We start from the raw sequence: 25,412 nt of genomic DNA on the forward strand, positions 1-25,412 counted from the left end.
GCGCTCGCGACGCCCTGAGCGCGCGCCCACGTCACGCGGGCCTTCAGGCTCAGTCGTACTTCGGGATGCCGGGCTCGCTCCGGCCTTCCTCGGTCCACTTCTGGAGCGAGGGTAGCGCCAGCACCGCGTCGCGGTAGGCCGCGCTCACCGCGTCCAGCGCCACGTCGTACGTGACGAAGCGGGTGACGACGGGCGCGTAGAAGGCGTCCGCGATGGAGAAGCGGCCGAACAGGAACGGGCCGCCCTGGCCGAAGCGGCTCCGGCAGTCATTCCAAAGCGCCTGGATGCGCGCGATGTCCTCCGCCACGCCGGGCGCCCGTCCCTGGCCCGGCTTGCGCGCGCGCAGGTTCATGTTCATGTGCTGGCGCAGCGACGTGAAGCTGGAGTGCATCTCCGCCGTGACGGCGCGGGCCACGGCACGGGCCGCGCGGTCCTCCGGCCACAGCCGGGCCTCCGGGAAGGTCTCCGCCAGGTACTCGCAGATGGCCAGCGAATCCCAGATGACCAAGTCACCATGCTGGAGCGCCGGCACGCGCTTGCTGGGCGAGTGGGCGACAATGCGCGCCTCCGTGTCCGGCAGGCCCAGGGGCACCACCACCTCCTGGAAGGGCTGTCCCGTGTGGGCCAGCGCGAGGTAGGGCCGCAGGGACCAGGAGGAATAGTTCTTCGAACCGACGACGAGCGTGAGCTGGGGCATGGGGCGGCCTCTATAACGCCGCGCACCTGGATGTGCCCGTGCCCGTGAAGGGTCAGTTCGCGGTGCTTCGGCGTCCCAGGAAGGAACGCATCCGCGACAGCAGCGGCACCCGGCGACGATGCTCGGGCGGGTCGATGCGGTAGACGGCCACCGGGAGGCGGATGTTCTTCATCTCCCCCCGGCCCAGACGGACCGGCGGCGAGGAGAGCAGCCCTTCCACCTCACGGGCCACCGCCTCACTGACATAGAGCGTGCCGGGCCGGGCCAGGGCCTCGATGCGCGCGGCCAGGTTGACGCCCTCTCCGAAGACGTCGCCGTCCCGGTGCATCACCATGCCCAGGTGGACGCCCACGCGGAGCACCACGCGGCGCTCCGCCGCCACATCGCCATTGCGGGCATCCAGCGCGCTCTGCAACGCCAGTCCGAAGTCCACCGCCGCGGGGCCTCCCTCGAACTCCAGGAGGAAGCCATCCTCCAGCCGCTTCACCTCGATGCCGCCATGCCGCGGCAAGAGCTCACGGACGAGCGTCGCATGCTCGTCTCGCATGGCGTTCTGCAGCGACTCGTCACGCCACGAAAGTCCATCAGGACCTTCGATGCCCGTGAACAGAATCGCCGCCAGCCTTTCGGGTTTCGGTGCCTCCACCACCATCGCGCAATCCCCTTTCCCCCCGGCACAGACTGTCAGCGATGCTACATCACACAGGGCCCCCGGTCCCAGCCGAGCCCCCCTTCCCGGCTGGAACCGGGCCCTGGACGGCCTGCGCCCCGGGGGGACGCGGCCGTACATGGTGGTCCACCAGCGCTGACGGGAGTACGCGTGGGCGACCTGCCGCTCACTCGCTCACGAACGCTGAGTGTTGGACACGACATGAACCGACGTGTCAGTCCTCATCAGGATACGGAAACGCTGACGCAACGCACCAACACCCTGGTGAGTCAGGTTCGCGCGTGTCGAGCGCCAAACGCGTCAGGTGGGGTTCGGTCCGAGTGAAGACAGGACACGGCCCCGAAGGGTGGACGTGATGAAGAAGAAGCACCGCAAGCTGGTGGTCGACGGCCGTGAGTACGCCTGGGCCGGAGACTGGGTCCACGTCAACGGCAGGCGCGTGGTGCGCATCCGCGCGTGGTTCAAGACGGAAGACGACCGGAAGGCCGGTCCCAAGCTGGCCGTGAACCTCGTCGGCCGGGGCGGCGGCATGGTGGACACCTCGGCAGCGCGGCCGCGCGATGCCCGCGACGCCATCGTGTTCGCGCAGACCCAGGGCTGGACGCCGGAAGGACGCGGCACCTTCTGGCTCCGGCCAGCGATGGGCTTCGCGCTCGAGGGGTTCGACGTCATCGAGCCGGACGCCCCCTCATAAGCGAGGGGTGCCCGCGAGCGGGCTACTCCGCGCTCACGGGCACCGGAGTGGCCCCGTCCGACCGAGGGTCCGGGCGTGGCCACATGGCGAAGGCCACGGCGCAGACGATGGCGACGATCATCACCACGGTGAGCGGAGACAGCTTCCGCTTCGACTGACCAGCCAGCACGCCCGGCGAGACGGATTGAGCACCGCCCGGCTTCGACGACAACAGCACGGTCGACCCCACCCCGTCCGCGGCTGGCGCGGGCGGCTTCTGCTGGCCAGGGCCCAGCGGACGCGCGATGGGCGCGGGGACCACCTTGGGGGCCGGACGCTCGACCGGTGCGCCGCGCCTCGCCTCCACGGCCTTCTCCGGTGGCTTGTCCCCAAGCGGCTGCCGAGCCCCCCTCGACGCAGGCACGCCGCCGTCTGGAGGCGACGCCTGCGCCGCGGGCTGAGCGGGCGCGCCATGCCGGGCCACCGCGCCCTGCCCCTGGGCGGCCACCGCAGCGTCCCGAGGCGTCGACCGCTGGGCCACGGCGCCCTGCCCTGGCGCGGCCACCGCAGCGTCTCGAGGCGTCTGCCTCCGGGCCACGGCCGCGTCCTTCGGCGGACTCCCGGCGCCTGACGCGCCGTCGGGCTTGCGCGCCACCGGCGAGCGGGCGATGGGCGCGGGCACGACGTCCGCGGGCGCCACGACGGGCCTGGGCGGTGGCGCCTCCATCTCCGGCAAGGGCATGGCCTCCGCGATGGTGGCGGCGTCGTGCCGCGACACCACCGACACCGGCACGGACAGGCTGACCGTCTCCGACTCCCGGAACGCGGGCTTCACGGCGGGGAGCTGCACGTCGTCCCCTTCGTTCGTCGCGCGCCCCGGACGCCTGCCGTCCACCGTCTCCGGCTTCGACTCGGGCGCCAGCGCCACGGCGAGCTGCGGCGTGCTCAAGGGCGTGAGCATCGGCACCTCGCCCATGGTCTGCAACGCGCGGCCCGTGAACGCGGTGATGAAGTCGCCCACTTCCGGGAAGCGGTCCTCCGGGCGCTTCTCCAGCGCCTTCTCCACCGCCGCGATGACGTGGTCCGCGAGCCCGGGGACCAGCGACTCCAGCGGCTCGGGCGGGTCGTACACGATGCGGTAGATGAGCTCCGGGAGGTTGCCGTTGTCCTTGAACGGCAGCCGGCGCGCCAGCATCTCGTAGACGAGGCACCCGAACGCGAAGATGTCCGTGCGCGGGTCCACCTCGCCGTTCTTCCCGGTGGCCTGCTCCGGCGCCATGTACTGCGGCGTGCCCAGCAAGATGCCGCCCTGCGTGTGCACGCTCTGCGAGTCGATGACCTTGGAGATGCCGAAGTCGAGCAGCTTCACGTGCTCCATCAGCACCCCGCCCACCTCGGTGGGCACGAGGAACACGTTGCCCGGCTTGAGGTCGCGGTGGACGATGCCCGCGCGGTGCGCGGCCTGGAGCGCCGAACCCATCTGCCGCGCGCAGGAGAACACCTCCTCCAGCGTCATCGGGCCCTTGCGAAGCCGCCGCGAGAGCGGCTGGCCCCGCAGGCACTCCATCACCATGTACGGCGAGCCGTCCTCGAGGCTGTCGAAGTCGAGCACCTCGACGATGTTGGGGTGGCCCAGCTTCGAGGCGATCTCCGCCTCGCGCCGGAAGCGCACGTAGACCTCCGGCCCCAACCCCGCGTCGTGCCGCAACACCTTGATGGCCACCTGCCGGCCGCGCAGCCGCAAGTGATTGGCCAGGAAGACCGTCCCCATCCCTCCACGGCCGAGGACGCCTGCAATCTCATAGGTGTCCCTCAAGACGGTGCCGAGAGGGATGTCGTTAGGTTTAAAGGGAGCCATGAATAACCGGTTTTAAGACTTGCACCGGATTCTATCCTGCTCCCTCTGACACGCCGTGGCCAACCACACCGCGGCGCGCAAAAGACCTTCGTTTCCCGCACAACCTCTCGGGTCTTGAGAATCGGGATTACTTCGTGGGCGCGATGGGGGCGCCGAGCGTGGCCCGAAGCTCGTCCACGACGCGCTTCGCGCCATAGACGTGCTCCAGCCCCGCCAGGATGCCCTCACCGTGCACGGCGACGGCCCGGTTCGTCTCCGGGACGTAGGCGTAGCGCCCACCCAGCGAGTGCAGATTTCCGTCGAAGATGAGGCCCACCACGCGGCCCTCCCGGTCCACCAGCGGAGAGCCGGAGTTGCCGCCGATGATGTCGTTGGTGGTGGCCACGTCGAACGGCGTCTCCGCCGGCGCCTTGCCGCGCGCCTTCAGCCACGTGTCCGGGAGCTTGTAGGGGACCTTGCCGGTGTGCCGCTCGTACGCGCCGCCAAAGGTGGTGAGCGCGGCCACGGGGCGGCCGTTCTCCTCCCAGCCCTTCACCTGTCCGACGTTGAGGCGGAGCGTGAACGTGGCGTCCGGGTAGCCCGAGGTGCCGTACACCGCGAGGTGCGCCTTGGCGATGCGCTCGCCGTTGCGCTTGAGCACCGCCTCCACGGTGTCCTCGTAGCGCTTGCGCGCCGCGCGGGCCTCCGCGTCCACCTTGCGCGCGAAGAGAATCATCGGGTCCTTGGAGGCCTCCACCGCCGCCTTGCCGCCCTTGAGCAGCGCGGCGCGCACCTTCACGTCGCGCAGCTTCGTGCCCCGCGTCAGCGTCTTCGCCAAGTCCTCGGGGGCCTCGCGACCAAGCACCGCCTGGACGAACGGGTCATCGGCGCCCAGCGTCTCGCGCACGCGGGTGAGGCCGAAGGTGAGCAGCTTCTGGTCCAGCTCGAGCGTCAGCGGCGCGTCGCGCAGCAACTGCTGCTCCAGCGTGGGGAGCTGCGCCTGGGTGTACTCGCGCAGCCGCTCCGCGTTGGGGCGGTCCTTCTCGTCGGCCACGCGCACCAGGTGCCGCGCCATGCGGAAGAGCTCGGAGGGATAGGCATCCCCCGCTTCCTTCATCCGGTACTCCGGCAGCATCCGGCGGTACGCATCGAGCGCCTGCGCAATCTCATCCCACGCGCCCTCGGTGGCGGCCTTCGCCTGCGCGTTGCCCTCCACCTTCTTGCGCAGCGCCGCTTCGTCCTCGCGCTTGCCCGCCAGCAGCGCCGGGTCCGCCAGCGCCTGGAGCCGGCCGCGCAGCGCCTTCAGCCCGTTCTCCACGCCCCGCTGCAGGGAGCGCGTGGTGCGGAAGCGCTCCGCCGAGCCGCCCGCGTACTCGCGCAGCATGCCGCGCATCTCCGCGAGTTGGAGCAGCGTGTACGGCAGGTTGACGTCGCGCTGGAACTCCAGCTCCGCGACGGTGGCCTTGCGCTCGGTGCCGCCGGGGTGGCCGGAGACGAAGACGAGGTCACCCTCCTTCGCGCCCTGCTTCGCCCACGGCAGGAAGTGCGGGCTCTTCGCGGGCGCGTTGTCCTTCCACACGCGCAGGAAGGCCGCGTCGAAGCCGAAGCGCGGGAAGTTGAAGTTGTCCGGGTCGCCACCGAAGGCGGCCATGGAGAACTCGGGCGCGAAGACGAGCCGGACGTCCTGGAAGCGGCGGTACTTGTAGAGGTGGTACTTGCCGCCGTGGAACAGCGTCACCACGTCGCAGCGCACGTCATCGGACGTGGCGCACGCGGCCTCCACCGTGGCCGTCTCCTTCTTCAACGCGGTGTTGAAGGCCGCGCCGGTGAGGCCCTTCGTCGCCGCGTTCATCCGCTCGGTGACGTCGGACATCTCCACGAGCTGGTTCGCCTCCACCTTGGGACAGCGCAGCTCCTGCGCGGCGCTCTTCGCGTAGAAGCCGTTGGCCAGCAGGTCCTTCTTGGGCGAGGACAAGTCCTCGATGCAGCCGCGGATGCAGTGGTGATTGGTCATCACCAGCCCCTCCGGCGACACGAAGCTGGCGGAGCACCCGCCCGCGAGCCGCACGGAGCCGAGCCGCACGTGGTCCAACCACGCCTGCGTGGGCGTGAAGCCGTGGGCCTGGTTCACCGTGTCGGAGGGAAATGCGTCGTAGGTCCACATTCCCTCGTCCGCGGAGGCGGGGAGGGACAGGAGCAGGCCGAGGGCAAGCAGTCTGCGATCCACGTGCGGGCGTCCTTCTGTCGTGACTGTGAGTGAGATTCGCCGGTTCTCCGCTTGACGGCCGGCATGCGTCAACCTCCGAGCGGAGGACGCATTCCCCACCGGTATCATGCGTCGCGTCAGATATGGTGGAGGCAATGTCCGGCAAGCATCGCGTCTACCTCGTCCCCGGGTTTTTCGGCTTCATCAACCTGGGCGAGCTCATCTACTTCGGCCACGCCCTGGACTACCTGAAGGAGGAGCTGGCCCGCCGTGAAGTGGAATCCGAGGTCATCATCGTCCTCTCCCACCCCACGGCCTCCATCCGCACGCGCACCGCGGACCTGTTGAAAGCCGTGCAGGAGACGGCGTCCGGGGACGACGGGCCCATCCACCTCATCGGCCACTCCACGGGCGGCCTGGACTCACGGCTGTTCGTCAGCCCCGGCGCGCAGGTGGCCGAGGGCGTGGACCTGGAGTCCTTCGCGAAGCGCGTGCGCACCGTGACGACGGTGTCCACGCCCCACGCGGGCACGCCCCTGGCCACGTTCTTCATGGGCCTGTTCGGCCAGCGCATCCTCAAGCTGCTGTCGCTCTTCACCGTATACGTGCTGCGCTTCGGGCGGCTGCCGCTGCGCGTGGTGTTCCGCTTCGGACATCTGCTGGCGCGCGCGGATGACAACCTCGGGTGGAAGCCCACGCTGCTGGACCAGCTCTATGACCAGCTCCTGGGAGACTTCTCCTCGGAGCGCCGCGACGCGGTGTCCAAGTTCCTGAGCGACGTGGGCAACGACACCTCGCTGATTCCGCAGCTCACGCCCGAAGGCATCGACCTGTTCAACGCGAGCACGTTGGACCGACCCGGCGTGCGGTATGGCTCGGTGGTGACGCAGGCGCGCCCGCCGTCGCTGCGCACGCGCATGGCGGCGGGGTTGGATCCGTACGCGCAGCTCACGCACACCATCTACGCGCTGACGTACGGGCAGACGCAGCGGATGCCGCTCACGGCGCTGCCGCTGCACACGCCCGCGCAAACCGCCGCGCTGGTGCAGGCCTATGGCGCGATGCCGGGGCCCACCGCGTGTGACGGCATCGTCCCCACGCGCTCGCAGGTCCACGGCCGGGTGCTGACGGCGGTGCGCGCGGACCACCTGGACGCGATTGGCCACTTCGACCAGCCCGCGCACCAGCCGCCGCACGTGGACTGGCTCATCTCCGGCTCCGGCTTCCGCAGGCCCCAGTTCGAGGCCACGTGGAAGACCATCGTCGACTTCCTGCTCGAGGACGAACCGCCCCGCGTCAAGGCGCCGTGACGACCTCGAAGACCTCCGCGTCCGGCAGCGTCAGCACCTCGGCGCCGGCCTCCGCCAGCTTCTCGCGGGGCACGTCGAGGTAGCGCTGGGCGAAGCGCGGCGAGGGGCGGAGCGCCAGGGCTTCGCCCGTGTCGCGGTTGCGGAAGCGCGTGACGACGTCCTCCGGTCCGAGCACCTCCACCAGCGAGAGGTTGAGCTTCCCCACGCTGGCGCCGGTGGCCGCGGCGGCGCCATCCGCGATGCAGGCGTACTGCACCTTCTGCGGCGTGTGGTGGAAGACCTCCAGCGCGAAGCTGCCCACGGGCAGGTCGAGCTGCTTCAGCGCGTACACGCCCATCCGGTAGCCCATGACGGCCCAGGGGCCCGCGCCGCCGTGCACCGCGGCCACGCGCGCCAGCGGGTCGATCTTCGCGGGAGGCGGATGATGCGCGGAGGAACCGGCGCAGCCGGTGCTCAACATCAGGACGAGTGGGAACAGTCGTCGCACGGCCATGGGCGGCTCCCGGCGTCTGTCAGTAGACGCCAATCAGGCGAATCTGCACGCGGGGATTACCAAGGTACTCCTCCAGCCGCCATCGGCTGCGCATGCCATCGTCGCGGATGCCCAACCCACCGCTGGCGTCCGGCGGCGCCGCCGTGCTGGCGAGCGCATCCCTGAGCTGGGACACGGCCCAGGTGTCGAACTTCGGATCCCCGGAGCCCTCGAGCACCTTGAGGTCGAGCAGCTTCCCGTCGCGCGCCTGCCAGACCTCCACGATGGCCGCGAGCGCGAGCACCGGCTCGGTGATGTCCACCATGTACATGTTCGCCGCGCGTCCGGCTTCGACGGCCGCCTGCAAGCGATTGCGCTGCTCCAGCCGCTGGTCCCGAGGCCCCGAGACCACGGGGCTGCCTGTCTTTCCGAACCGGGCAATGGCCTCCACCTGCTCGCGCTTCAGGCGATCGCTCAGGACCGTCAGGTCCGGGGGCGGAGGGTTCACGAGGTTCTTCGCGAAGCCTTCACGCAGCCTCGCGAAGTACGGGTGCGTGGCGCCTGTCGAGGCACGTGCGCTCGCGGCGGCGGTCTGGGCCCAGTCGTCCACGCGCTCGCCGACGACCTCCGCCTCTTGTGCCGCCAGGGCCTTCGCGTTGGGGCCCTCACCAGGGAGGAGCGTCCGCCCCGTCGACGGTGGACCCGCGCGCAGCGGGCCTCCGCCCAGCAGGTCCTTGGGCTCCAGATTGAGCCTGGGCGCCGACGTCGGCAGGTCGCGAGGGACATCCCGCGCCAGTGCGGGCGGCGGCTCGCCGGTGCGCGGTCCTGTGGTGTCGGATGCAGGCGGCTCGTCGGTGCTTGGCTTCGTGGCGTCGGACGCGAGTGACTCGTCGGCACCTGGCCTCGTGGCGTCAGGCGTGGGCGGCTCGCCGGCCTTGGGCCTGGTGACGACAGGGGCGAGTGGCTCACGCGGCGCGGACGCATCAGGCACACGAGGAACCGGCGCGCGAGGACGCTCCGCGAGCCTCGGCGAGTCCTCCTGCTTCGAGGGCGAGCGCTCCTCGGGAGGCGGTGGCTCGGTCGGTGCCAGGGGCGGCGTGGCGTCTTGATAGACGACGTCCATTTCAACGGTACGGGGGCGCGCGCTCCGGCGCCTGGGGTCATTCGTCGGGCCGCCCGACAGCGCCGCGAAGAGCGCGACGTGCAGGAGCCCCGACACCAGGAGCATGAGAATCAGTTGAGCGCGGCGCGACACGGAAACCAGCTTGCCTCGACGCGGCATCACAGTGAAGCAGCGCGGGGACGGAATCTCGGGCGGCGGTCCGTGCCTGCCCGGAGGACGCGGCAATCCGTCTTCCGCGAAGGACGGGCAAGCCGTGGGTTGGCGTCCAGCCCATGCGGCATCGATGAGGGCCCGTCAGTTCCTCCACATGCGCTTCGACGGCGCATGCCCACCTCCCCTGGACCGAAAGACGCCTCGGGTGACTTCGAGCACCCCGCCTACCATCCAAGCCAGCGGACGATGGCCCTCCCGATGTCATCGGGCAGGTCTTCGCTCGCGTGATGACCGGCGACACCCAGCTTCACCACTTCGAGATTCACGGACCGGCCGCGTACCCACTCAATGAGGGCGGGAGCGCCGAGCGGCGTCGGGCTCTCGAAGGTCAACAGCAGCTTGGGCACCTCGGGGGATGCGCCCAACCATGCGACATAGCGCTCCATGACAGCCAAGACATCGGACGGCTGATGCTCGATAGGAATCTCCCGAGGCCACGCCAGCATCGGACGCCGTGATGATGCATCTGGATAGGGCGCGGCATACACGGCGAGCTCGGCCTCGGAGAGGCCACGTTTGACGCCAGCACTCAGCGAACGTGTCAGGAATTGATTCTGCTCCAGCACCAACGCCTCTCCTACGCCCGGAGTCCGCAGGTTCTTGAACAGGGCCGCACCTTGCGGCGGGTAGTCACTCCACAGGAGCGACCGGAAGAACGTCTCGTAGACGACGAGCCCGCGCACCCGGCCGGGATGACGCGCGGCCCAGTCCATGGCCAGGGCGCCGCCCCAGTCGTAGCCCACCAACACGACGTCACGCAGGTCGAGCGCGTCGAACCACGCGTCGAGGTACCGGGAATGGTCCACGAAGCGATAAGCGATGTCCGGCTTGCCGGAGTCCCCCATTCCAATCAAGTCCGGCGCGAGCACGCGGGCGTGTCCAGCCAGATGGGGAATGACCTCGCGCCAGACATAGGACGAGGTCGGGTTTCCATGAAGCAGGACGACGACGGGACCGCGCCCCGACTCGCGATACGCCATCTGGGAATCGAGAACAGGGACGTCCCGCATGACGGTCTCCGGCGGCATGGGTGAGGGATGCGCCCCGCCCCGCACACAGGCAGCAAGCGAGACCCAGAGAAACAGAACCAGCTTTCGCATGGCCTCACCATGGGGCCATCGACCATTTTCCAGCAGTGATGATTCGTGACGGATATCCTCACGGTTCGTGAGCCTTTCCGCCATCGACCTCAACCTGCTCCTGGTGCTCGACACCGTCCTCACCGAGCGCAGCGTGGCGCGTGCCGCACGCCGGCTTCATGTCACGCCGTCCGCCATCAGCAACGCGCTGGCGAGGCTGAGAACCGCCCTCGGCGACCCGCTGTTCGCTCGCAACGGACGCGGCATCGTGCCCACCCCGCGCGCCGCCGAGCTGGCCCCCGTCCTGGCCCGTGCCCTGCGTGACCTGGACCACGCCGTCCATGGGGAAGCCTTCAACCCCGCCACCACCACACGACAGTTTTCGCTGGCCATCGCGGATGCGGGGCAGATGGTGCGGCTGCCGAGCATCGCCACGCGCCTGGCCGCCGAAATGCCCAACGCCAGCCTGCGGGTGGTGGGCATCGACACCCTGCTCGCGGGGGGTGGGCTGGCCGGCGGTGAGGTCGACGTCGCCATCGCCGTCGGAGAGCAGTCCTCCGGCATGCACCTGGAGCCGCTGTACCGGGAGCGCACCGTCCTGGTGGCACGACAAGCGCACCCCCTGGTGGGCGATCGCGTCTCCGCGAAGGTGCTGGCCACCGTGCGTCACGTCGAGGTGCATGTGGCGCCCGGCAAGGGCTACCGCGGCCTCCCCGACGCCTATGCCCGTCTGGGGATTCCACGCGACATCGCGCTGGTCGTGCCGAGCTTCAGCGCCGCCGCCGCGGTCGTCTCCGAGACGGATTGGGTCGCAACCCTGCCCGCCTCACTGGTCGCCCGGCTCGGCCCCCGCCTGGGCATCCGCTCCGTGCAGGGCCCTGTCGCGCCCCTCTCCCTCACCCTCAACCTGTGGTGGCACGAGCGCACCCAGACGAATCCCGCCATGGTCGCTTTCCGCGACCTCATCCGGCGCGCCACGGCCCCCGCGCGGACTCGCTCGCCCTCGAGGCCCCGGAAGCGTTGAGCCACGCCCTCACGCCTTCTTCAACACCGCCAGGAAGCGCGCGTCCGCGATGTGCGTGCCCTCGAAGTCCTCCAGCCGCACCGGGATCCACTCGCGGGCCTTGTCCCCCTTCTGCTGGAGCGCGGCGTCCAGGGTGGTGAACACGTCGGCGGGCGGCTCGCAGATGGCGCGCACGCCGCCCTTGGCCTTCGCGTGGAAGGACACCTGCAGCTCGTTCACCAGCGCCAGGTAGCGGCCGGGAGGGAAGCGGCGGAAGAGCCACAGGCCCATCGTCAGCTCCATCACCGTCACCTGCACGCCCAGGTACACGCTCTTCACGTGGTTGCGCGTGCGCCGCTTCAGCGGCACCGATGCCTGCGCACGAGCATCCGAGGCGTCCTCCACCCGGATGCCCATCACCGCCGACAGCGGGATGATGTTCTTCACCGCCACCGTCAGCAGCGCGTTCGCCGCGCTGGGTGACACCTGGCGAAGCCGTTCCACGAGGTCGAGAGCAAGCATGGCCGCATCGTACCGCGCCAACGCCCGCTTGCCTGCCCTCCAGGCATCAAACGTGGACTGGCAATCCCGAGAGGAATCCCCACCTTCGTTTGACCTTCTGGAGGAGCGACGCACCATGAACTTTTCGAGCCATGTGAATCTCCCCGCCGACGCGCGTGAGGAGCTCATCGATTCCCTCAACACCCTGCTGGCGGACGCCATCGACCTGCACTGGCAAGTCAAGCAAGCGCACTGGAACATCCGCGGCCGGCACTTCTACAGCCGCCACGAACTGTTCGACGACCTGGCCAAGCACGCGCGCAAGCAGGCCGACGAGTTCGCCGAGCGCGCGGGCACGCTGGGCGGCTACGCCGAGGGCACCATCCGCCTGGCGGCCAAGAACAGCGAGCTGCCCGAATACGACCTCAAGGCCGTGGACGGCGACGACCACCTCAAGGCCCTGGTGGACCGCTTCGCCCGCTACGGCGCCAGCATCCGCAACGGCATCCACCGCTCCGACGAGCTGAACGACCCAGTCACCTCCGACCTCCTCACCCAGACGCTGGGCGTGGTCGAGCTGGACCTCTGGTTCCTCGAGAGCCACCTGAACGGCCAGCCCCGGGCGGGCGCCCGCGCGGGCGGCGACGTCCGGGCCGAGGGCCGCTCCCCCAACGCCTGAACGGAGCGTTGACCACCGGAAGGCCCCCGCGCGCCTGCTCAAGAGCAAGCGCGCGGGCGGGCTCCAGCATATAGAAGGCGTCCTCTGAGCCTGGAGGGCGCCTTTTGACTTCACAGCAGACGCGAATGGACGGGAAGGTGTGCCTCATCACCGGGGCCACCGGTGGAATTGGTCTGGAATCGGCCAAGGCGCTCGCGCGCATGGGCGCCACGGTGGTGCTGGTGGGCCGGGACCCCGGCCGCACCGAGGCCGCCGTCGCCACCGTGAAGGAGGCCGCGCCCGGCGCCCAGGTGGACTGGCTCCGCGCGGACCTCACGTCCCTGAAGTCCGTGCGGGCGCTGGCACAGACGTTCCGTGAGCGGTACTCGCGGCTGGACGTGCTGCTGAACAACGCCGGGCTCATCATCGACCAGCGGCAGGTGACCGAGGACGGGCTGGAGGCCACCCTGGCCACCAACCACTTCGCGCCCTTCCTCCTCACGAACCTGCTGCTGGACGTGATGAAGGCCACCGGCCCCGCGCGCATCATCACCGTGTCGTCGGATGCCCACGTCGCCGGCAAGCTCGACTTCAACGACCTGCAGAGTGAGAAGGGCTACTTCGGCTTCCGCGTGTACGGCGCGTCGAAGCTGGCCAACATCCTGTTCACCCGCGCGCTGGCGAAGCGGCTGCAAGGCACGCAGGTGACGGCCAATTGCCTGCACCCGGGCGTGGTGCGCACGGGCTTTGGCCACAACACGCAAGGGTTCTTCCGCCACATCGTCAAACTGGGCGCGGCCTTCATGCTTTCGGCGGAGAAGGGAGCGCGGACGTCCATCTACCTGGCGTCCTCGCCCGAAGTGGAGTCAGTGTCCGGGCAGTACTTCTACAAATGCCGTCCGAGGAAGCCGTCGTCCGCAGCGCGGAACGACGCGGACGCGGAGCGGCTCTGGCAAGTGAGCGAGCAGCTCACGGGAGTGAAGGCATGATCGACCTCTACACGTTCGCGACGCCCAACGGGCAGAAGGTATCCATCGCGCTGGAGGAGCTGGGCCTCCAGTACAAGACACACGTGGTGGACATCACGAAGGGCGAGCAGTTCAAGCCCGAGTTCCTGGCCATCAACCCCAACAACAAGATTCCGGCCATCGTCGACCACGCGACGCAGGACCACCGTCCGCTCACCGTGTTCGAGTCCGGCGCCATCCTCATCTATCTGGCGGAGAAGACGGGCCAGCTCCTGCCGTCCAACCAGCGGGGCCGCGCCGAGGTCATGGAGTGGCTGATGTTCCAGATGGGCGGCGTGGGCCCCATGTTCGGACAGCTCAACCACTTCGCCCGCTTCGCGCCCAAGAAGGTTCCGTACGGCATCGAGCGCTACCACGCCGAGTCCCAGCGACTGGTGGGCGTGCTCAATGGGAAGCTCGGCTCCGGGGACTACGTGGCGGGCCGCTACTCCATCGCGGACATCGCCCTGTACCCGTGGGTGGCGGGCACCCGCTCCTACTTCCCCGAGCTCTTCCAGGGCCACAGCAACGTCGTGCAGTGGCTCCACCGCGTGGGCAGCCGACCCGCCGTGGAGCGCGGCATGAAGGTTCCGCAGCTCAACAAGTAACCCCTCGCCGTTTCCCGGGGGCGCGGTGGCTGGATGGTCGCCGCGCCCTCGCGTGTTCTTCCCTGCCATGGCCACGCTCGAACAGCTCCGCTTCGACAACACCTACGCCCACCTGCCCGCCGGGTTCGGCGCACGCGTCCAGCCCAGTCCCTTCCCGGACGCGAAGCTGGTGAGCGTCAATCCCTCCGCCCTGAAGCTCCTGGACCTGACGCCCGAGGAGGCACTGCGGCCGGAGTTCGTCGCCGCCCTCGGCGGCGCCCAGCCGCTGCCGGGGATGGAGCCCTTCGCCATGGTGTACGCGGGGCATCAGTTCGGCGTGTACGTGCCACGGCTCGGCGATGGCCGCGCCATCCTGCTGGGCGAGGTGCGCAACGCGGCGGGCGCGAAGTGGGACCTGCACCTCAAGGGCGGCGGCCCCACGCCCTTCTCGCGCGGCGGTGACGGGCGCGCGGTGCTGCGCTCCACCATCCGGGAATACCTCTGCGGCGAGGCCATGCACGGCCTGGGCATCCCCACCACGCGGGGCCTGGGCATCCTCGGCAGCCACGCGCCCGTGTACCGCGAGGCGGTGGAGACGGGCGCGATGCTGGTGCGCATGGCGCCGTCGCACGTGCGCTTCGGCACCTTCGAGTTCTTCCATTACACCGAGCAGACCGAGCACGTGGCCACGCTGGCGGACCACGTCATCACCGAGCACTTCCCGCACCTGGCGGGCCAGGAAGGCCGCTTCGCGCGCTTCTACGCGGAGGTGGTGGAGCGCACCGCGCGGCTCATCGCCCAATGGCAGGCGGTGGGCTTCGCGCACGGGGTGATGAACACGGACAACATGTCCATCCTGGGCCTCACGCTGGACTACGGCCCGTTTGGTTTCATGGATGACTTCGAGCCGGGCTTCATCTGCAACCACTCCGACGACCGGGGCCGCTACGCGTTCGACCAGCAGCCGCGCATCGGCCTGTGGAACCTCGCGTGCCTGGGCGAGGCGCTGCTCACCCTCCTCTCCGAGGACGAAGCCCGCGCGACGCTGGGCACCTACCAACCCACCTTCAACGCGCACTTCATGGACGTGATGCGCGCGAAGCTCGGCTTGCGCGAAGCCCAGGACGAGGACCGCGCGCTGGTGAGTGACCTGTTCGCGTGCATGGCCGAGGCCCGCGTGGACTACACGCGCTTCTTCCGCGCGCTGGGCGGGCTCGCCTCGGCGGACGGCGACGGCCCGAGTCCCGTGCGTGACATGTTCACCGCCCCCGAGGGCTTCGACGCGTGGGCCGCGCGCTACCGGGCGCGGCTGGCCGCCGAGGGCAGCGTGGACGCGGAGCGGCGCGCGCGGATGGACCGGGTGAATCCCAAGTACGTGCTGCGCAACTGGGTGGCCCAGGAGGCCATCTCCCGCGCGGAGGCCGGGGACTTCTCCGTCGTGGACCGGCTGCTCGGCGTGCTGGCGGACCCGTTCGCCGAGCACCCCGACGCGGAGGCCTACGCCGCGGCGCCTCCCGTCTGGGGCCGGCACCTCGCGGTGAGCTGCAGCTCCTGACCGTCTCCGCGCCCAAGGGTTGAGGAGGCGAAGCTTTCGCCCGGCGACGGTTGCCGGATGCGAGGGCCGACGCAACCTTTGCTGTCTATGGTGACGGACCTCACCCGGCTGCCCCTGCGAGGGAAACAAGGCGCCTTTCACGTCATCGTCGAGTCTCCCCGTGGGTCCACGGTGAAGCTCAAGTACGACACGGCGATGAAGGCCTTCACCCTCTCCCGGCCGCTGACGCGGGGCCTGCGTTATCCCTTCGACTGGGGCTTCATCCCCTCCACGCAAGGCCCGGATGGGGACCCGCTGGACGCCATGGTGTACTGGGACGACGAGACGTGGCCGGGCGTCGTTCTGCCCTGCCGTGCGCTCGGCGTGCTCCAGGTGGAGCAGAAGGAGAAGGGCGGCGGCCGCGAGCGCAATGACCGCATCCTCGCCGTGCCCATCACGCCGTCCCGCGCGGGACACCTGACGGACATCCATCAGCTTCCCCAGCGCGAGCGGGAGGAACTGGAGCACTTCTTCCTCACCGCCGTGCACTTCGAGGACAAGGACGCACGCATCCTCGGCTGGGAGGGGCCCGAGGCTGTCGAACGCATGCTCCGACAACACGCACGCACGGAGGAATGAATGGCTCAACCCACGCCCATCCGGGGGCTCGGCCCCGACAGCCGTTTGGGAGACGCCGCGCGCCGCATCCTCGCGGGTCGACTCGCGGACGTTCGCAAGCCAGAGGCCGGCTTCCAGGAAGCCGTGGATGACGAGTCCGTCCACGACATGCGCGTGGCCACGCGGCGCCTGCGCGCGGCCCTGAAAATCTTCGGCTCCCTGGGCGGCATGAAGAAGCTGGAGCGCGACGTGAAGCGCATCCAGGACGCGCTCGGCGACGTGCGGGACGTGCACGTCCAATCCGCGTGGCTGGAGGGCATCGCCAAGAAGGCGAGCAAGAAGCCCCAGGTGCGCGCCGGCATCCAGTCGCTGCGCAAGAAGCGGCTGTCCGAGCTGGAGGACCACGAGGGCCGCCTCCACGTGGAGCTGGAGCGCTGGGTGGACAAGACGGTGCCCCGGCTGCTGCGCAAGCTGGACGGGCTCGAGGACCCGCACCGCTTCGCGGGCCGCCGCGTCCGGGACAGCCTGCGCCAACGCTTGAAGCGGGTGCAGAAGCGCATCGACACCTATATCGACGCGGCGGACGCGGCCTCGGCCCACGAGCTGCGCAAGGAGCTGAAGCGGCTCCGCTACGAGTTGGAAATCTTCCAGCCCGCCTTCCGCCGCACGCTGGACGCGCTGCTGGAGGTGCTCATCCCGCTCCAGGACGGCTTGGGGGAGCTGCATGACGCGGACGTGCGGCTGGAGCTCTTCGAACGGCTGGCCGCCGAGTCCGCGCCTCGCGAGCGCAAGTCCGCTCGCGCGCTGCTACCCATCGTCCGGGACGAGCGCACGAAACGCGCGGCGGAGATTGCCCGCGAAGTGCAGCGCTGGCGCACCGAGGAGATTCCCAAACGGCTGCGGCGCATGCTGACGTAACAGCCGCGTCGCGCTTGCACTCGGCGTCTCACAACGGGTGTCGGCTTTTCCCGACGCATCTCGAATCGCATTGCCATGCGCGCGCGGATTGGGTTGTAAGGGCAAAGACTCTCTTTGCCCCCACCTCCGCGCATGACTTCGACACGTACGACACCGCCCCTTGCCCTGATGTTGAGCCTGCTCGCCGCACCTGGGGCCGCACTCGCCTGGACGCCTCCTTCCGTTCCGTGCGCGGCGGCGACGGCGCCGGACCACGAGCAGGACAGTGACTGCGACGGCCTGCCGGACCACATGGAGGACTTGAACCAGAACGGCCGGGTGGACATTGGCGAGACGGACCCGCACAAGCGGGACACCGATGGCGACGGCGCCAGCGACCTGACGGAGTACCTGGCGGGCACGGACGCCAACCGCGACGCGTTCCTCTCCTTCCCGGAGCCCATGGTCTTCGACCTGGTCCGCGGCCTGGACTCGGAGAAGGGCGAGCTGGAGTTCAACACCCTGTTCCGGCTCCGTCCTCGCAGCGAGGGCATGCTGCTCCAATACGCGCCGGAGATTGAGTACGCGTTTGGCGACGGCATGGCGGCGGAGCTCGAGCTGCCCATGGAGAACGAGCGCGTGGCGGCGCTGAAGACGGCCGTGCAGTTCACCTTCCACGTCGACCCCCACCGCCGCTGGGCCCACGGCATCCAGGTGCTGGCCGAGACGAAGCTGCACGAGAAGGAGACCGACGTCGCGCTGCTGCACATCGGCAAGGTGCGCCTGGGCGAGCGCGTGAGCCTGGTCTCCATCTCCGGCGTGCAGGGCGTCCATGTCCGGGAGACGGGCGACCTGCATGCCGCGGCGCTGGTCAACCTGAGCGCCTTCTACGCGGTGGCGCAGCAGGTCATCGTCGGCGTGGAGACGAACATGCGGCTCGACGATGCGATGGCGTTCGACTGGATGGTGATGCCCCAGGCGCACGTGCAGCTCAACCACCACGCGCGGGTGCAGGTGGGCCTGGGCGCCGTGAAGGGCGGCCCCAGCAACGTGGAGCCCATGATGTCCACGCGCTTCATCATCGAGATGTAGCGAAACGACCCGTCCGGCGCCCCGCCTCCGTATGCACCAGGAAGGCCGCGGGCGCTCCCGCGGCCTCCTGATGTGGGAGGTCGCATGCGTCGTCGCTTCGAGTGCAGCATCCTGACCGGGGCCCTGGCCCTCCTGCCCCTGGGTTGTGGAGAGACGCCCCAGGAGCCCCCGCCCCCGCTCCCGCGCGCCCCGGACGCGGAGCTCCTCGAAAGCATCGCCGCCGCGGCCGAGCGCGTTCGGTCGGACACCTGCTTCCGCGAACGGGAGGATGTCTCGACCTGTGCGTGGGTGGCGTCCACCCACGAGCCGGCGCTGGACTTCGCGATGACGGACAGCACCGGTGAGGCCATCCTCATCGCGGATGACTTCCGGTTCGTGTCGCCGCTGATGCTGCGCTACCGCAACCGGCTCCGGGGCGTCCTGCGGACCACGGACGATGGCACCGTGGCCACCACGCAGCTCACCTGGCACGTGCCCCTCCGCTTCCACGAGGTGATGACGTCGTTTTCGGGCCCGGACTTCATCCCCGCCGAGTGGCTGCGCGCCTTGCGCATCCCCGTTGACGAGACCTACGGCGCGCGCCTCGGGAGCGGCGCCACCCACGGCAACTTTGTCTTCGCCCTGTTGGTGGAGGCCAATCCCCAGCAGCCCATCGTGCTCTGGGACGACCACGGCTTCCGGGACGTCCCGCTCGACGCCTTCTGCGACACCACCGGCACACCGGAAGCGCTGGAGCCCCTGCGCGAACATGCCCGGCGCAAGGCCGACTCCCTGCGCGCGTACCTGGACATGTACAACGTGCGCTTCATCAACTACAGCCGGGGGACCACCGTCCACACCCTGCGCGAGCTGTGGGAGCATCGCTGCCAGGCCCCTGCCCCAGCGAACGCGGTCCTGCTGGCGAAGCTGAAGACCGAGGAGCCCGTCCTGGAGGTGCTCTTTGGCTCGCCCGGTGTCTTCGCGGCGCACGCGGCCGGAGATGTGAACAGTCCGGAGGAGTCGCCCTTCGACTTTCCCTCGGAGCGCTTCCCCAACCGACTGCGCATCGGGTTCTTCGCGACCCTGGAGTCCGGCCTGGACGCGATGGGACGAGGCCCTCTCGAAGGACTTCGAGGGTGGCCCGGTCCTCAGGCGGTGGACGTCTACCTCAACAGCGGCGTCGCGCCCGTCCGGCCCTTCGCCTACAGCCCGACGCCGCTGCTCCATGCCAGCGACTTCGGCATGGACGTGATTCCCATCACCCACACGTCGACCTCGTGGATTGCGCCGCTCGGTCTGTCCCGCTTCATCCACCTGCGAGAGAGCCTCCACGGTGGACAGCCACTGACGAACGAGCGCGTCGCGTCCCTCATCGACGCCATGGTGCCCCGCGCGTGCGCGGGGCAGCCCGAGGGCCGCTGCCAGTACCAGGACCCACTGCTGCATGGCCAGACAGAGGCCATGCGCCTGGGCTACCGGCCCGTCGAATACGTGGTGCCCTGAGCCGTCACCTCCGGCGCCTCGGGCCGCGCCGCGTCCACGTCACGAGGCCGGGAGCCCCGCCCGAAACGAAGATACAGCGAGGGGACGAGCAACACGTTCAGCACGGCGGAGGAGAACAGGCCTCCAAGGATGACCACGGCCATGGGGTGCTCGATTTCCTGCCCCGGCTTGAGCCCTCCGGCGACGAGCGGCAACAGCGCCAGCGCCGTGGTCAGTGTCGTCATCGCCATGGGCTGGAGCCGCTCCAGCGTCCCCTGGAGCACCAGCTCCCTTCCGAACGGCACGCCTTCCACTTCCTCCAGGTGACGGTAGTGGCTGACCAGCAGGATGCCGTTGCGCGCGGCCACGCCCAGCACGGTGACGAAGCCCACCAGCGAGCCCAATGACACCACTCCGCCCGTCATCAGGACCCCCACCAGCCCGCCCACGAGCGCGAAGGGCAGCGTCCCCAACGTGAAGGCCACCAGCCGGGGCGACTGGAAGTCCAGATACAGCACCATGGCGATGCCCAACACCGCGAGCAAGGAGAGCACGAACAGCCGGGTGCGCGCCGCCTGCCGCTCGGCGTACTCCCCCAGGACCTCCGCGTAGTGCCCCGCGGGCCAGTCCATTCCAGACACCACGGCCTGGATGTCGCTGACCACCGCGCCCAGCGCACGGCCGCTCGGGTCGCAGGTGATGTCGAGCCGCCGGGAAGCGCCCTCGTGCTGGACGATGTTGGGCACGGAGGCCATCTCCACGCTCGCCACGTCACCCAACCGGACCGGAGCCCCCGAGGCGGACATCAGGCGCAGGTCCTTCACCGCGGCGACGTCCTGGCGGAGGGCGTCGTCGCCCCAGACGACGACGTCGATGGTGCGCTCGTCGATGTAGACTTCCCCCACCTTGGTGCCCTGCAACAGCGTGGCCACCGCGCGCTGCACGTCGCCGGGGGTCAGCCCCAAGCGCCGGCCCGCCTCCGGGCTCAACCGCACCTGAAGCTGCGGCACCAGCACCTGGGGCTCCACCTTGAGGTTCACCACGCCGGGAATCGTCCGGAGCTTCGCCTCCAGCTCCCCCGCCTTGGACCGGAGCGCGTCCAGGTCAGGGCCGTAGGCGCGCACCACGATGGAGCCGCTCGCGCCACTCAAGACCTCCTTGATGCGCTCCTGAAGGTACGTCTGCACATCGCGATAGAGGCCGGGGTAGCCCTCCACCACCTCGTTGATGTGCCGCACCGTGGCGGCGTAGTCATCCACGCCGTCCAGGCTGATCCACAGCTCCGCGAAGTTCGGCCCCACCACCTCGTCCGCCACCTCCGCGCGGCCAATGTGCGCGCCGAAGTGCTTCACGCCCGGAATGGCCCTCAGCTCCTCACTGGCTCGCAGCGCCGTGCGCAGGACCGCGTCTCCCGACGTGCCAGGCTTGGCCACCCAATGCATGAGGAAGTCCGACTCCTGGAAGTGGGGCAGGAAGCCCTCTCCCAGGAGCGCGGCCAACGCGAAGCCCGCCACGAGCACGGCGACGACGCTCCGCAGCGCCATCTTCGGGCGGTCCAGCACCCAGGCCACCCACGGCCCGACGCGGTCGCGCATCCAGCCTCCCAGCCGGGGCGCATGCGTCTCCTTGCGCGTCAGGAACAGCATGCAGAGCACGGGCGTCAAGGTGAGCGCCACCACCATGGACGCGCCCACCGAGAGCACGTACGCCACCGCGAGCGGCCGGAAGAAGGCGCCGCTCACGCCCTCCAGGAAGAACACGGGGAGGAAGACGAGGATGACAATCACCGTGGCGTAGACGACGGCGCTGCGCACCTCCATCGAGGCATCCAGCACCACCTGGAACATGGAGCGTGGACTGCCCAGCGCGCGGTTCTCCTCCAGGCGCCGCTGCACGTTCTCCACGTCGATGATGGCGTCGTCCACCACCTCGCCCAGCGCGAGCACCAGGCCCGCGAGCACCATGGTGTCGATGGTGGCCCCCACCATGCGCAGCGCGACGATGGCGCCCACCAGGGACAGCGGAATGGCGACGATGCTGATGGCCGCCGTGCGCCAGTTCTGGAGGAAGGCGAACAACACGACGATGACCATCACGCAGCCCAGCACCACCGCGTGCTGGAGGTTGCCCAGCGCGGTCTCGATGAAGGTGGCGGGCCGGAAGATGCCGGGGACGATGGTGACGCCCTCCAGCGCGGGCCGGAGCTGTTCGAGCATCGACTCCACCTGCTCGGTGACTTCCAGCGTGTTGCCCCAGGGCTGCTTCTCCACGATGAGCAGGATGCCCGCCGTGTCGTCGACGATGCCTTCGCCAATGGGCGGCGGGTGCCCCTCCTCCACCGTGGCCACGTCCGCGAGCCGGATGGACGCGCCGTTGCGGAAGGCCACTGGGACTTCCTTCAACGCCTCCAGGGACGCCGCGCTCAACAAGCTGACAGCCAGCCGTTGATTGGGCGTGTCCACGAAGCCACCCGTCGTGGGCACGCTCGCGTCTCGCGCCACGCGGAGCACGTCATCCAACGAGACGTTGGCGGCGCGCAGCCGCTCGGGGTCCACCTTCACCTGATACTGACGGTCCCGCTGTCCCCAAATGGCGACGTTCGCCACGCCGGGGATGCCCATCAACCGGGGACGAATCGTCCACCGCGCCATGTCCGACAGCGCCATCCGGTCGAGCGTGTCGGACCGCAGGCCCACCTTGAGCACGCGGCTGGTTGCGGACACCGGTGAGAGCATCACGGGCGGCCGGGCCGCCACGGGCAACGTGGGTGCGATGCGGGCCAGCCGCTCCTGCACCAACTGCCGGGCCCGGAAGAGGTCCGAGCCCCGCTCGAAGATGAGCACGACGGAGGACAACCCCAGCACCGACTTGGAGCGGAGCGTCTGGAGGGCGGGCACCCCCGCGAGCGCGTTCTCCAGGGGCGTGGTGACGAGCTGCTCCACCTCCAGGCTGGAGAGGCCGGGCACCTCCGTCTGGATTTCCACCAGCGGCGGCGCGAACTCCGGGAAGACGTCCACCGGCATCTGGCGGAGGCTCGTGTAGCCCAGGATGAGCAGCAGCACCGAGGCGGCGATGGGGACCAGCCTGAAGTTCAGGCAGGCGGCGATGAGATTGCGCATATCGAGGTCCGTGCTCCGTCAGTGGCCTGCGCCGAATTCCGTGCCAAACAACTCCGCGGCCCCCGCCACCACGACTTGCGTCCCCACGGCGGGGCCCCGCGCGAGCAGCAACTCCGTGCCCTCCTGGCGCAGCACATCGACGCGGCTGCGGACGTAGACGTGCTCCTGCTTGCGCACGTAGAGCCATGCACCGCCCAGTGCGTCGTAGACGACGGAGGACGCGGGCACGGAGAGGACCTCCGCCGGGTCCCCCAACGTCAGCGACACCCCCACGCGCTGGCCCGGCGCGAAGCGCGCGTTCGCGGGCAGCTCGTAGAAGACATCCACCGTGGCCGCCAGCGGGTCCGCCGTGGGCGGTCCGGAGACCGGCAGGGCGTCCACGCCTTCGTCGCGTCCCGTCAGGAGCGCGTGCACACGCACCTGCGCGTCGGCCTTCAAGCGCAGCGCCTCGTCGACGAAGAGCGGCACCCGCACCCAGTTGGCGCTGATGCCCACCACCTCGAACAGCGGCGCCCCCGCGGCAATGGACTGTCCGGGCGCCACCGCCACCTGCCGCAGCACCCCGTCGCGCGGCGCGCGCACCAACATGCTGACGTCGGCCTCCAGGGGCGAACGGCCCACCATGTCCAACCGGGACTGCGCGGCCTGAAGCTCGGCCTGCGCGACGGCGTGGTCCGCGCGCGATTCCTCGACGGAGCGCTCCGTGCCCGCCCCATCCTTCAGCAGCCGCTCGGTGCGGGCGAGCCGTGCCGAAGCCGCCACCTCGCGAGCGCGTGCGGCGTCCACCGCCCGCTGCGCCTGGGCGCGCAAGTCCCGGTCCACCATCGCCAGCGGCACCAGCCGCAGCAGCAGGTCCCCTCGCTTCACGGCGGCGCCGGGCCGCAAGGCGCCTTCATTGCCTGCGGCGGCGACCACGCCCGCCACGGGCGCCGTCACCAGCAAGGCATTGCCAGACGGCACCACCACCTCGCCGCCCAGGATGTGCCGGCGCGCGGCGCTCCGCCTGGCCACGGGCCGCACCTGCAAGTCCAAGCGCTTCTCCGCATCCGGGTGCAGCGTCACCGTCGCCAGGGACGATTCGGCCACGTGCCCGCTCACCTTCGCGGCGGGAGGCGGCGCGGGAGGTTTCTCGGCCTGACATGCCAGGGCGAGGGTGAAGACGCTGGAGAAGAAGATGCGGCGTGGGAGGTTACTCATGGGCGACTCCTTGTTTGCCCAAGCTGCGGTCGAGCTGAGCGAGTGCACGACGCAGGTCCGCCTCGATATCGAGGGCGCGGAGCCGCGCGTCCGCCAGACGCCGAAGGGCATCCAGCACTTGGAGGTAGGGCAAATCCCCCGCGTCGAAGGCCTTCTGCGCGCCCTCGCTCGCGGCGGTGAATGCCGGAAGAATGTCTGACTGAAAGGCTTCGAGGGAGCCGGCGGCCTGGAGCACCTGCGCCCGGGCCATCAACACCTCGTTCGACACCTGCTGACGCAGCAACACATAGCGGGCGGAGGCGCGCAGCAGCTCCGCCTCCGAACGGCCAATGCCTCCCGGGTTCCAGTTGAAGATGGGGACGTCGAGCTGCACGCCGGGAACCCAGAGCGCCTGAGGGGCCCCGCTCGCGGACGTCGACGGCTTGGTGTCCAGCCGCGCGAAGAGCTGGAGGATGCGCGACTTCTCCCAGCCCAGCCGCCCTCCCGCCACCTCGATACCCAGCTCCGCCGCGCGGACATCGGGCCGCGCTGCCTGGGCCAAGGAAATGAGGTCGTCGACCGGGCGCAGGGGACGCTCGTCCCACGGCTCCACGCGCGGCTGTGCCTCCGCGAACAACGGACTCTGGACCACGCCCATCAGCAGCCGCAGCCGCTCGCGGGCCAGCACCACATCCGTCCTCGCGCGGCGGGCGCTGTCCACCGCCGTCTGCGCCTCGGCACGCAGCGCGGCGACTTCCATCTGACTGGCATCACCCGCCGCGAAGCGGGCTTCGACCAGCTCGGCCGTGCGGCCCCACAACGTGGACAGCTCATCACGGGCCTCGCGCCGCTCTTCCGAGAGCACCCATTCGGTGTGAGCGATGCGGACATCGCGCGCGAGGTCCAAGCCGTTCTGCACCAACCCGCGAGCGACCTGCTCCACCTGGAGCTTCGCCGCGGCGACGCGCGACGGGCGCTGCCACAGCGCGAAGAGCGGCGCCAGCAACGAGGTCTCCAGCGTCCGAGGCCCCACCGGCAGCAGCAGCGAGAAGGTGGGATTGGGGAGCGCCCCCGCTTCGGCGAGGTCCGCGCGAGACACGCCCAACTGCGCCATGTCCGACTGGAGCGCGGCGCTGTTCCAGAGCGCGATGGACACCGCCGTCCGTTCATCCAGCAACTGCGTCTCCGGCGTGCCAGGAGGCAGCGAGGCGACCTCAGCCCCCTCCGGTCCCAAGGGCGCGGCGAGCGAAGCGAGTTCTTTCGAGACCCACGCCCGGTCGTACGGGGAGCTGGCACAGCCCGACATCGCCATCAGGCAAGCGAGCGCGGCCACGGGCGGCCTCGCGTTTCGAATCCCTTTCCAGGAAGCCATGCGCCAAACCTGCCAGCCACAGGTGAACGGCGGCTGAACGGGCGGCTGCACCGCGCCAAGAGCCCAAGGCGCCAGTGGTATAGCTCTGGCTCCCCAACGGTTTCCCC

22 protein-coding genes are annotated in these 25,412 nt (G+C 69.8%); 11 read left to right on the forward strand and 11 right to left on the reverse strand.

Translation table 11 applies throughout. The features are described 5' to 3' along the window. Positions 1–49: 49 nt before the first annotated feature. Positions 50–697, reverse strand: a complete 648-nt coding sequence (locus tag A176_RS29580) for a glutathione S-transferase family protein (RefSeq protein ID WP_002635628.1) — start codon at positions 695–697, stop codon at positions 50–52. Positions 698–749: 52 nt separating this feature from the next. Then, entirely contained in the window at positions 750–1,349 is a 600-nt protein-coding gene (locus A176_RS29585; protein ID WP_002635627.1) for an adenylate/guanylate cyclase domain-containing protein, read from the reverse strand. Between the two features lie 373 nt (positions 1,350–1,722). Here A176_RS29585 and A176_RS29590 point away from each other — a divergent pair, with 373 nt between their 5' ends. Continuing rightward, positions 1,723–2,061 carry a hypothetical protein gene (locus tag A176_RS29590; RefSeq protein ID WP_044889439.1) on the forward strand — a complete coding sequence of 113 codons (339 nt, stop codon included), beginning with the start codon at positions 1,723–1,725 and terminating at the stop codon, positions 2,059–2,061. A gap of 22 nt (positions 2,062–2,083) precedes the next feature. On the opposite strand, the gene A176_RS29595 is transcribed toward A176_RS29590, so the two are convergent. Beyond that, entirely contained in the window at positions 2,084–3,898 is a 1,815-nt protein-coding gene (locus A176_RS29595; protein ID WP_044889275.1) for a serine/threonine-protein kinase, read from the reverse strand. Positions 3,899–4,025: 127 nt separating this feature from the next. Further along, positions 4,026–6,104, reverse strand: coding sequence for a S46 family peptidase (locus tag A176_RS29600; protein WP_002635624.1), 2,079 nt, complete (start codon positions 6,102–6,104; stop codon positions 4,026–4,028). Positions 6,105–6,238: 134 nt separating this feature from the next. Between A176_RS29600 and A176_RS29605 the strand changes: the two genes are divergently transcribed. After that, a complete protein-coding gene (locus A176_RS29605; protein ID WP_044889274.1) occupies positions 6,239–7,393 on the forward strand; it encodes an esterase/lipase family protein in 1,155 nt (384 codons plus the stop codon). On the opposite strand, the gene A176_RS29610 is transcribed toward A176_RS29605, so the two are convergent. The 3 genes from A176_RS29610 to A176_RS29620 all read right to left on the reverse strand — a co-directional run bounded on the left by A176_RS29610 (position 7,380) and on the right by A176_RS29620 (position 10,211). Next, complete coding sequence (locus tag A176_RS29610; RefSeq protein ID WP_002635622.1) at positions 7,380–7,886, reverse strand: FmdE family protein; 507 nt, start codon at positions 7,884–7,886, stop codon at positions 7,380–7,382. The genes A176_RS29605 and A176_RS29610 overlap by 14 nt on opposite strands. Before the next feature lie 19 nt (positions 7,887–7,905). Next, positions 7,906–9,120 (reverse strand): hypothetical protein, encoded by a 1,215-nt coding sequence (locus A176_RS29615; protein ID WP_002635621.1) that lies wholly within the window; start codon positions 9,118–9,120, stop codon positions 7,906–7,908. Positions 9,121–9,365: 245 nt separating this feature from the next. Further along, on the reverse strand, positions 9,366–10,211 hold the full coding sequence (locus tag A176_RS29620; RefSeq protein WP_021780982.1) for a haloalkane dehalogenase: 846 nt from the start codon (positions 10,209–10,211) through the stop codon (positions 9,366–9,368). Positions 10,212–10,368: 157 nt separating this feature from the next. Between A176_RS29620 and A176_RS29625 the strand changes: the two genes are divergently transcribed. Next, positions 10,369–11,304, forward strand: a complete 936-nt coding sequence (locus A176_RS29625) for a LysR family transcriptional regulator (protein ID WP_002635619.1) — start codon at positions 10,369–10,371, stop codon at positions 11,302–11,304. A gap of 9 nt (positions 11,305–11,313) precedes the next feature. On the opposite strand, the gene A176_RS29630 is transcribed toward A176_RS29625, so the two are convergent. After that, positions 11,314–11,805: a DUF4442 domain-containing protein gene (locus tag A176_RS29630; RefSeq protein WP_021780981.1), complete on the reverse strand. Its 492-nt coding sequence runs from the start codon at positions 11,803–11,805 to the stop codon at positions 11,314–11,316. A 115-nt stretch (positions 11,806–11,920) separates the two neighbouring features. Here A176_RS29630 and dps point away from each other — a divergent pair, with 115 nt between their 5' ends. The 8 genes from dps to A176_RS29670 all read left to right on the forward strand — a co-directional run bounded on the left by dps (position 11,921) and on the right by A176_RS29670 (position 19,659). Next, positions 11,921–12,463, forward strand: coding sequence for a DNA starvation/stationary phase protection protein Dps (gene dps / locus A176_RS29635; RefSeq protein WP_002635617.1), 543 nt, complete (start codon positions 11,921–11,923; stop codon positions 12,461–12,463). Between the two features lie 125 nt (positions 12,464–12,588). Next, positions 12,589–13,431, forward strand: a complete 843-nt coding sequence (locus A176_RS29640; protein ID WP_044889273.1) for an SDR family oxidoreductase — start codon at positions 12,589–12,591, stop codon at positions 13,429–13,431. After that, entirely contained in the window at positions 13,428–14,057 is a 630-nt protein-coding gene (locus tag A176_RS29645; protein WP_002635615.1) for a glutathione S-transferase family protein, read from the forward strand. The genes A176_RS29640 and A176_RS29645 overlap by 4 nt, the downstream gene beginning before the upstream one ends. Before the next feature lie 67 nt (positions 14,058–14,124). Continuing rightward, a complete protein-coding gene (locus tag A176_RS29650; RefSeq protein ID WP_044889272.1) occupies positions 14,125–15,591 on the forward strand; it encodes a protein adenylyltransferase SelO in 1,467 nt (488 codons plus the stop codon). An 87-nt stretch (positions 15,592–15,678) separates the two neighbouring features. Beyond that, positions 15,679–16,209, forward strand: coding sequence for an inorganic diphosphatase (locus A176_RS29655; RefSeq protein WP_002635613.1), 531 nt, complete (start codon positions 15,679–15,681; stop codon positions 16,207–16,209). Continuing rightward, a complete protein-coding gene (locus tag A176_RS29660; protein ID WP_002635612.1) occupies positions 16,210–17,106 on the forward strand; it encodes a CHAD domain-containing protein in 897 nt (298 codons plus the stop codon). Positions 17,107–17,238: 132 nt separating this feature from the next. Beyond that, on the forward strand, positions 17,239–18,177 hold the full coding sequence (locus A176_RS29665; protein ID WP_144429638.1) for a hypothetical protein: 939 nt from the start codon (positions 17,239–17,241) through the stop codon (positions 18,175–18,177). Between the two features lie 84 nt (positions 18,178–18,261). Then, positions 18,262–19,659, forward strand: coding sequence for a hypothetical protein (locus tag A176_RS29670; protein WP_002635610.1), 1,398 nt, complete (start codon positions 18,262–18,264; stop codon positions 19,657–19,659). Here A176_RS29670 and A176_RS29675 read toward each other — a convergent pair. From A176_RS29675 to A176_RS29685, 3 genes are read right to left on the reverse strand one after another with little or no spacing between them, the layout of a single operon-like run. Continuing rightward, positions 19,629–22,757 (reverse strand): efflux RND transporter permease subunit, encoded by a 3,129-nt coding sequence (locus tag A176_RS29675; protein ID WP_002635609.1) that lies wholly within the window; start codon positions 22,755–22,757, stop codon positions 19,629–19,631. The genes A176_RS29670 and A176_RS29675 overlap by 31 nt on opposite strands. Before the next feature lie 18 nt (positions 22,758–22,775). Beyond that, positions 22,776–23,954, reverse strand: coding sequence for an efflux RND transporter periplasmic adaptor subunit (locus A176_RS29680; protein ID WP_002635608.1), 1,179 nt, complete (start codon positions 23,952–23,954; stop codon positions 22,776–22,778). After that, positions 23,947–25,266, reverse strand: coding sequence for a TolC family protein (locus A176_RS29685; RefSeq protein WP_002635607.1), 1,320 nt, complete (start codon positions 25,264–25,266; stop codon positions 23,947–23,949). Before A176_RS29685 ends, A176_RS29680 begins: the two co-directional genes overlap by 8 nt. Positions 25,267–25,412: the final 146 nt, after the last annotated feature.

The organism is Myxococcus hansupus, from assembly GCF_000280925.3.
GTDB lineage: Bacteria > Myxococcota > Myxococcia > Myxococcales > Myxococcaceae > Myxococcus > Myxococcus hansupus.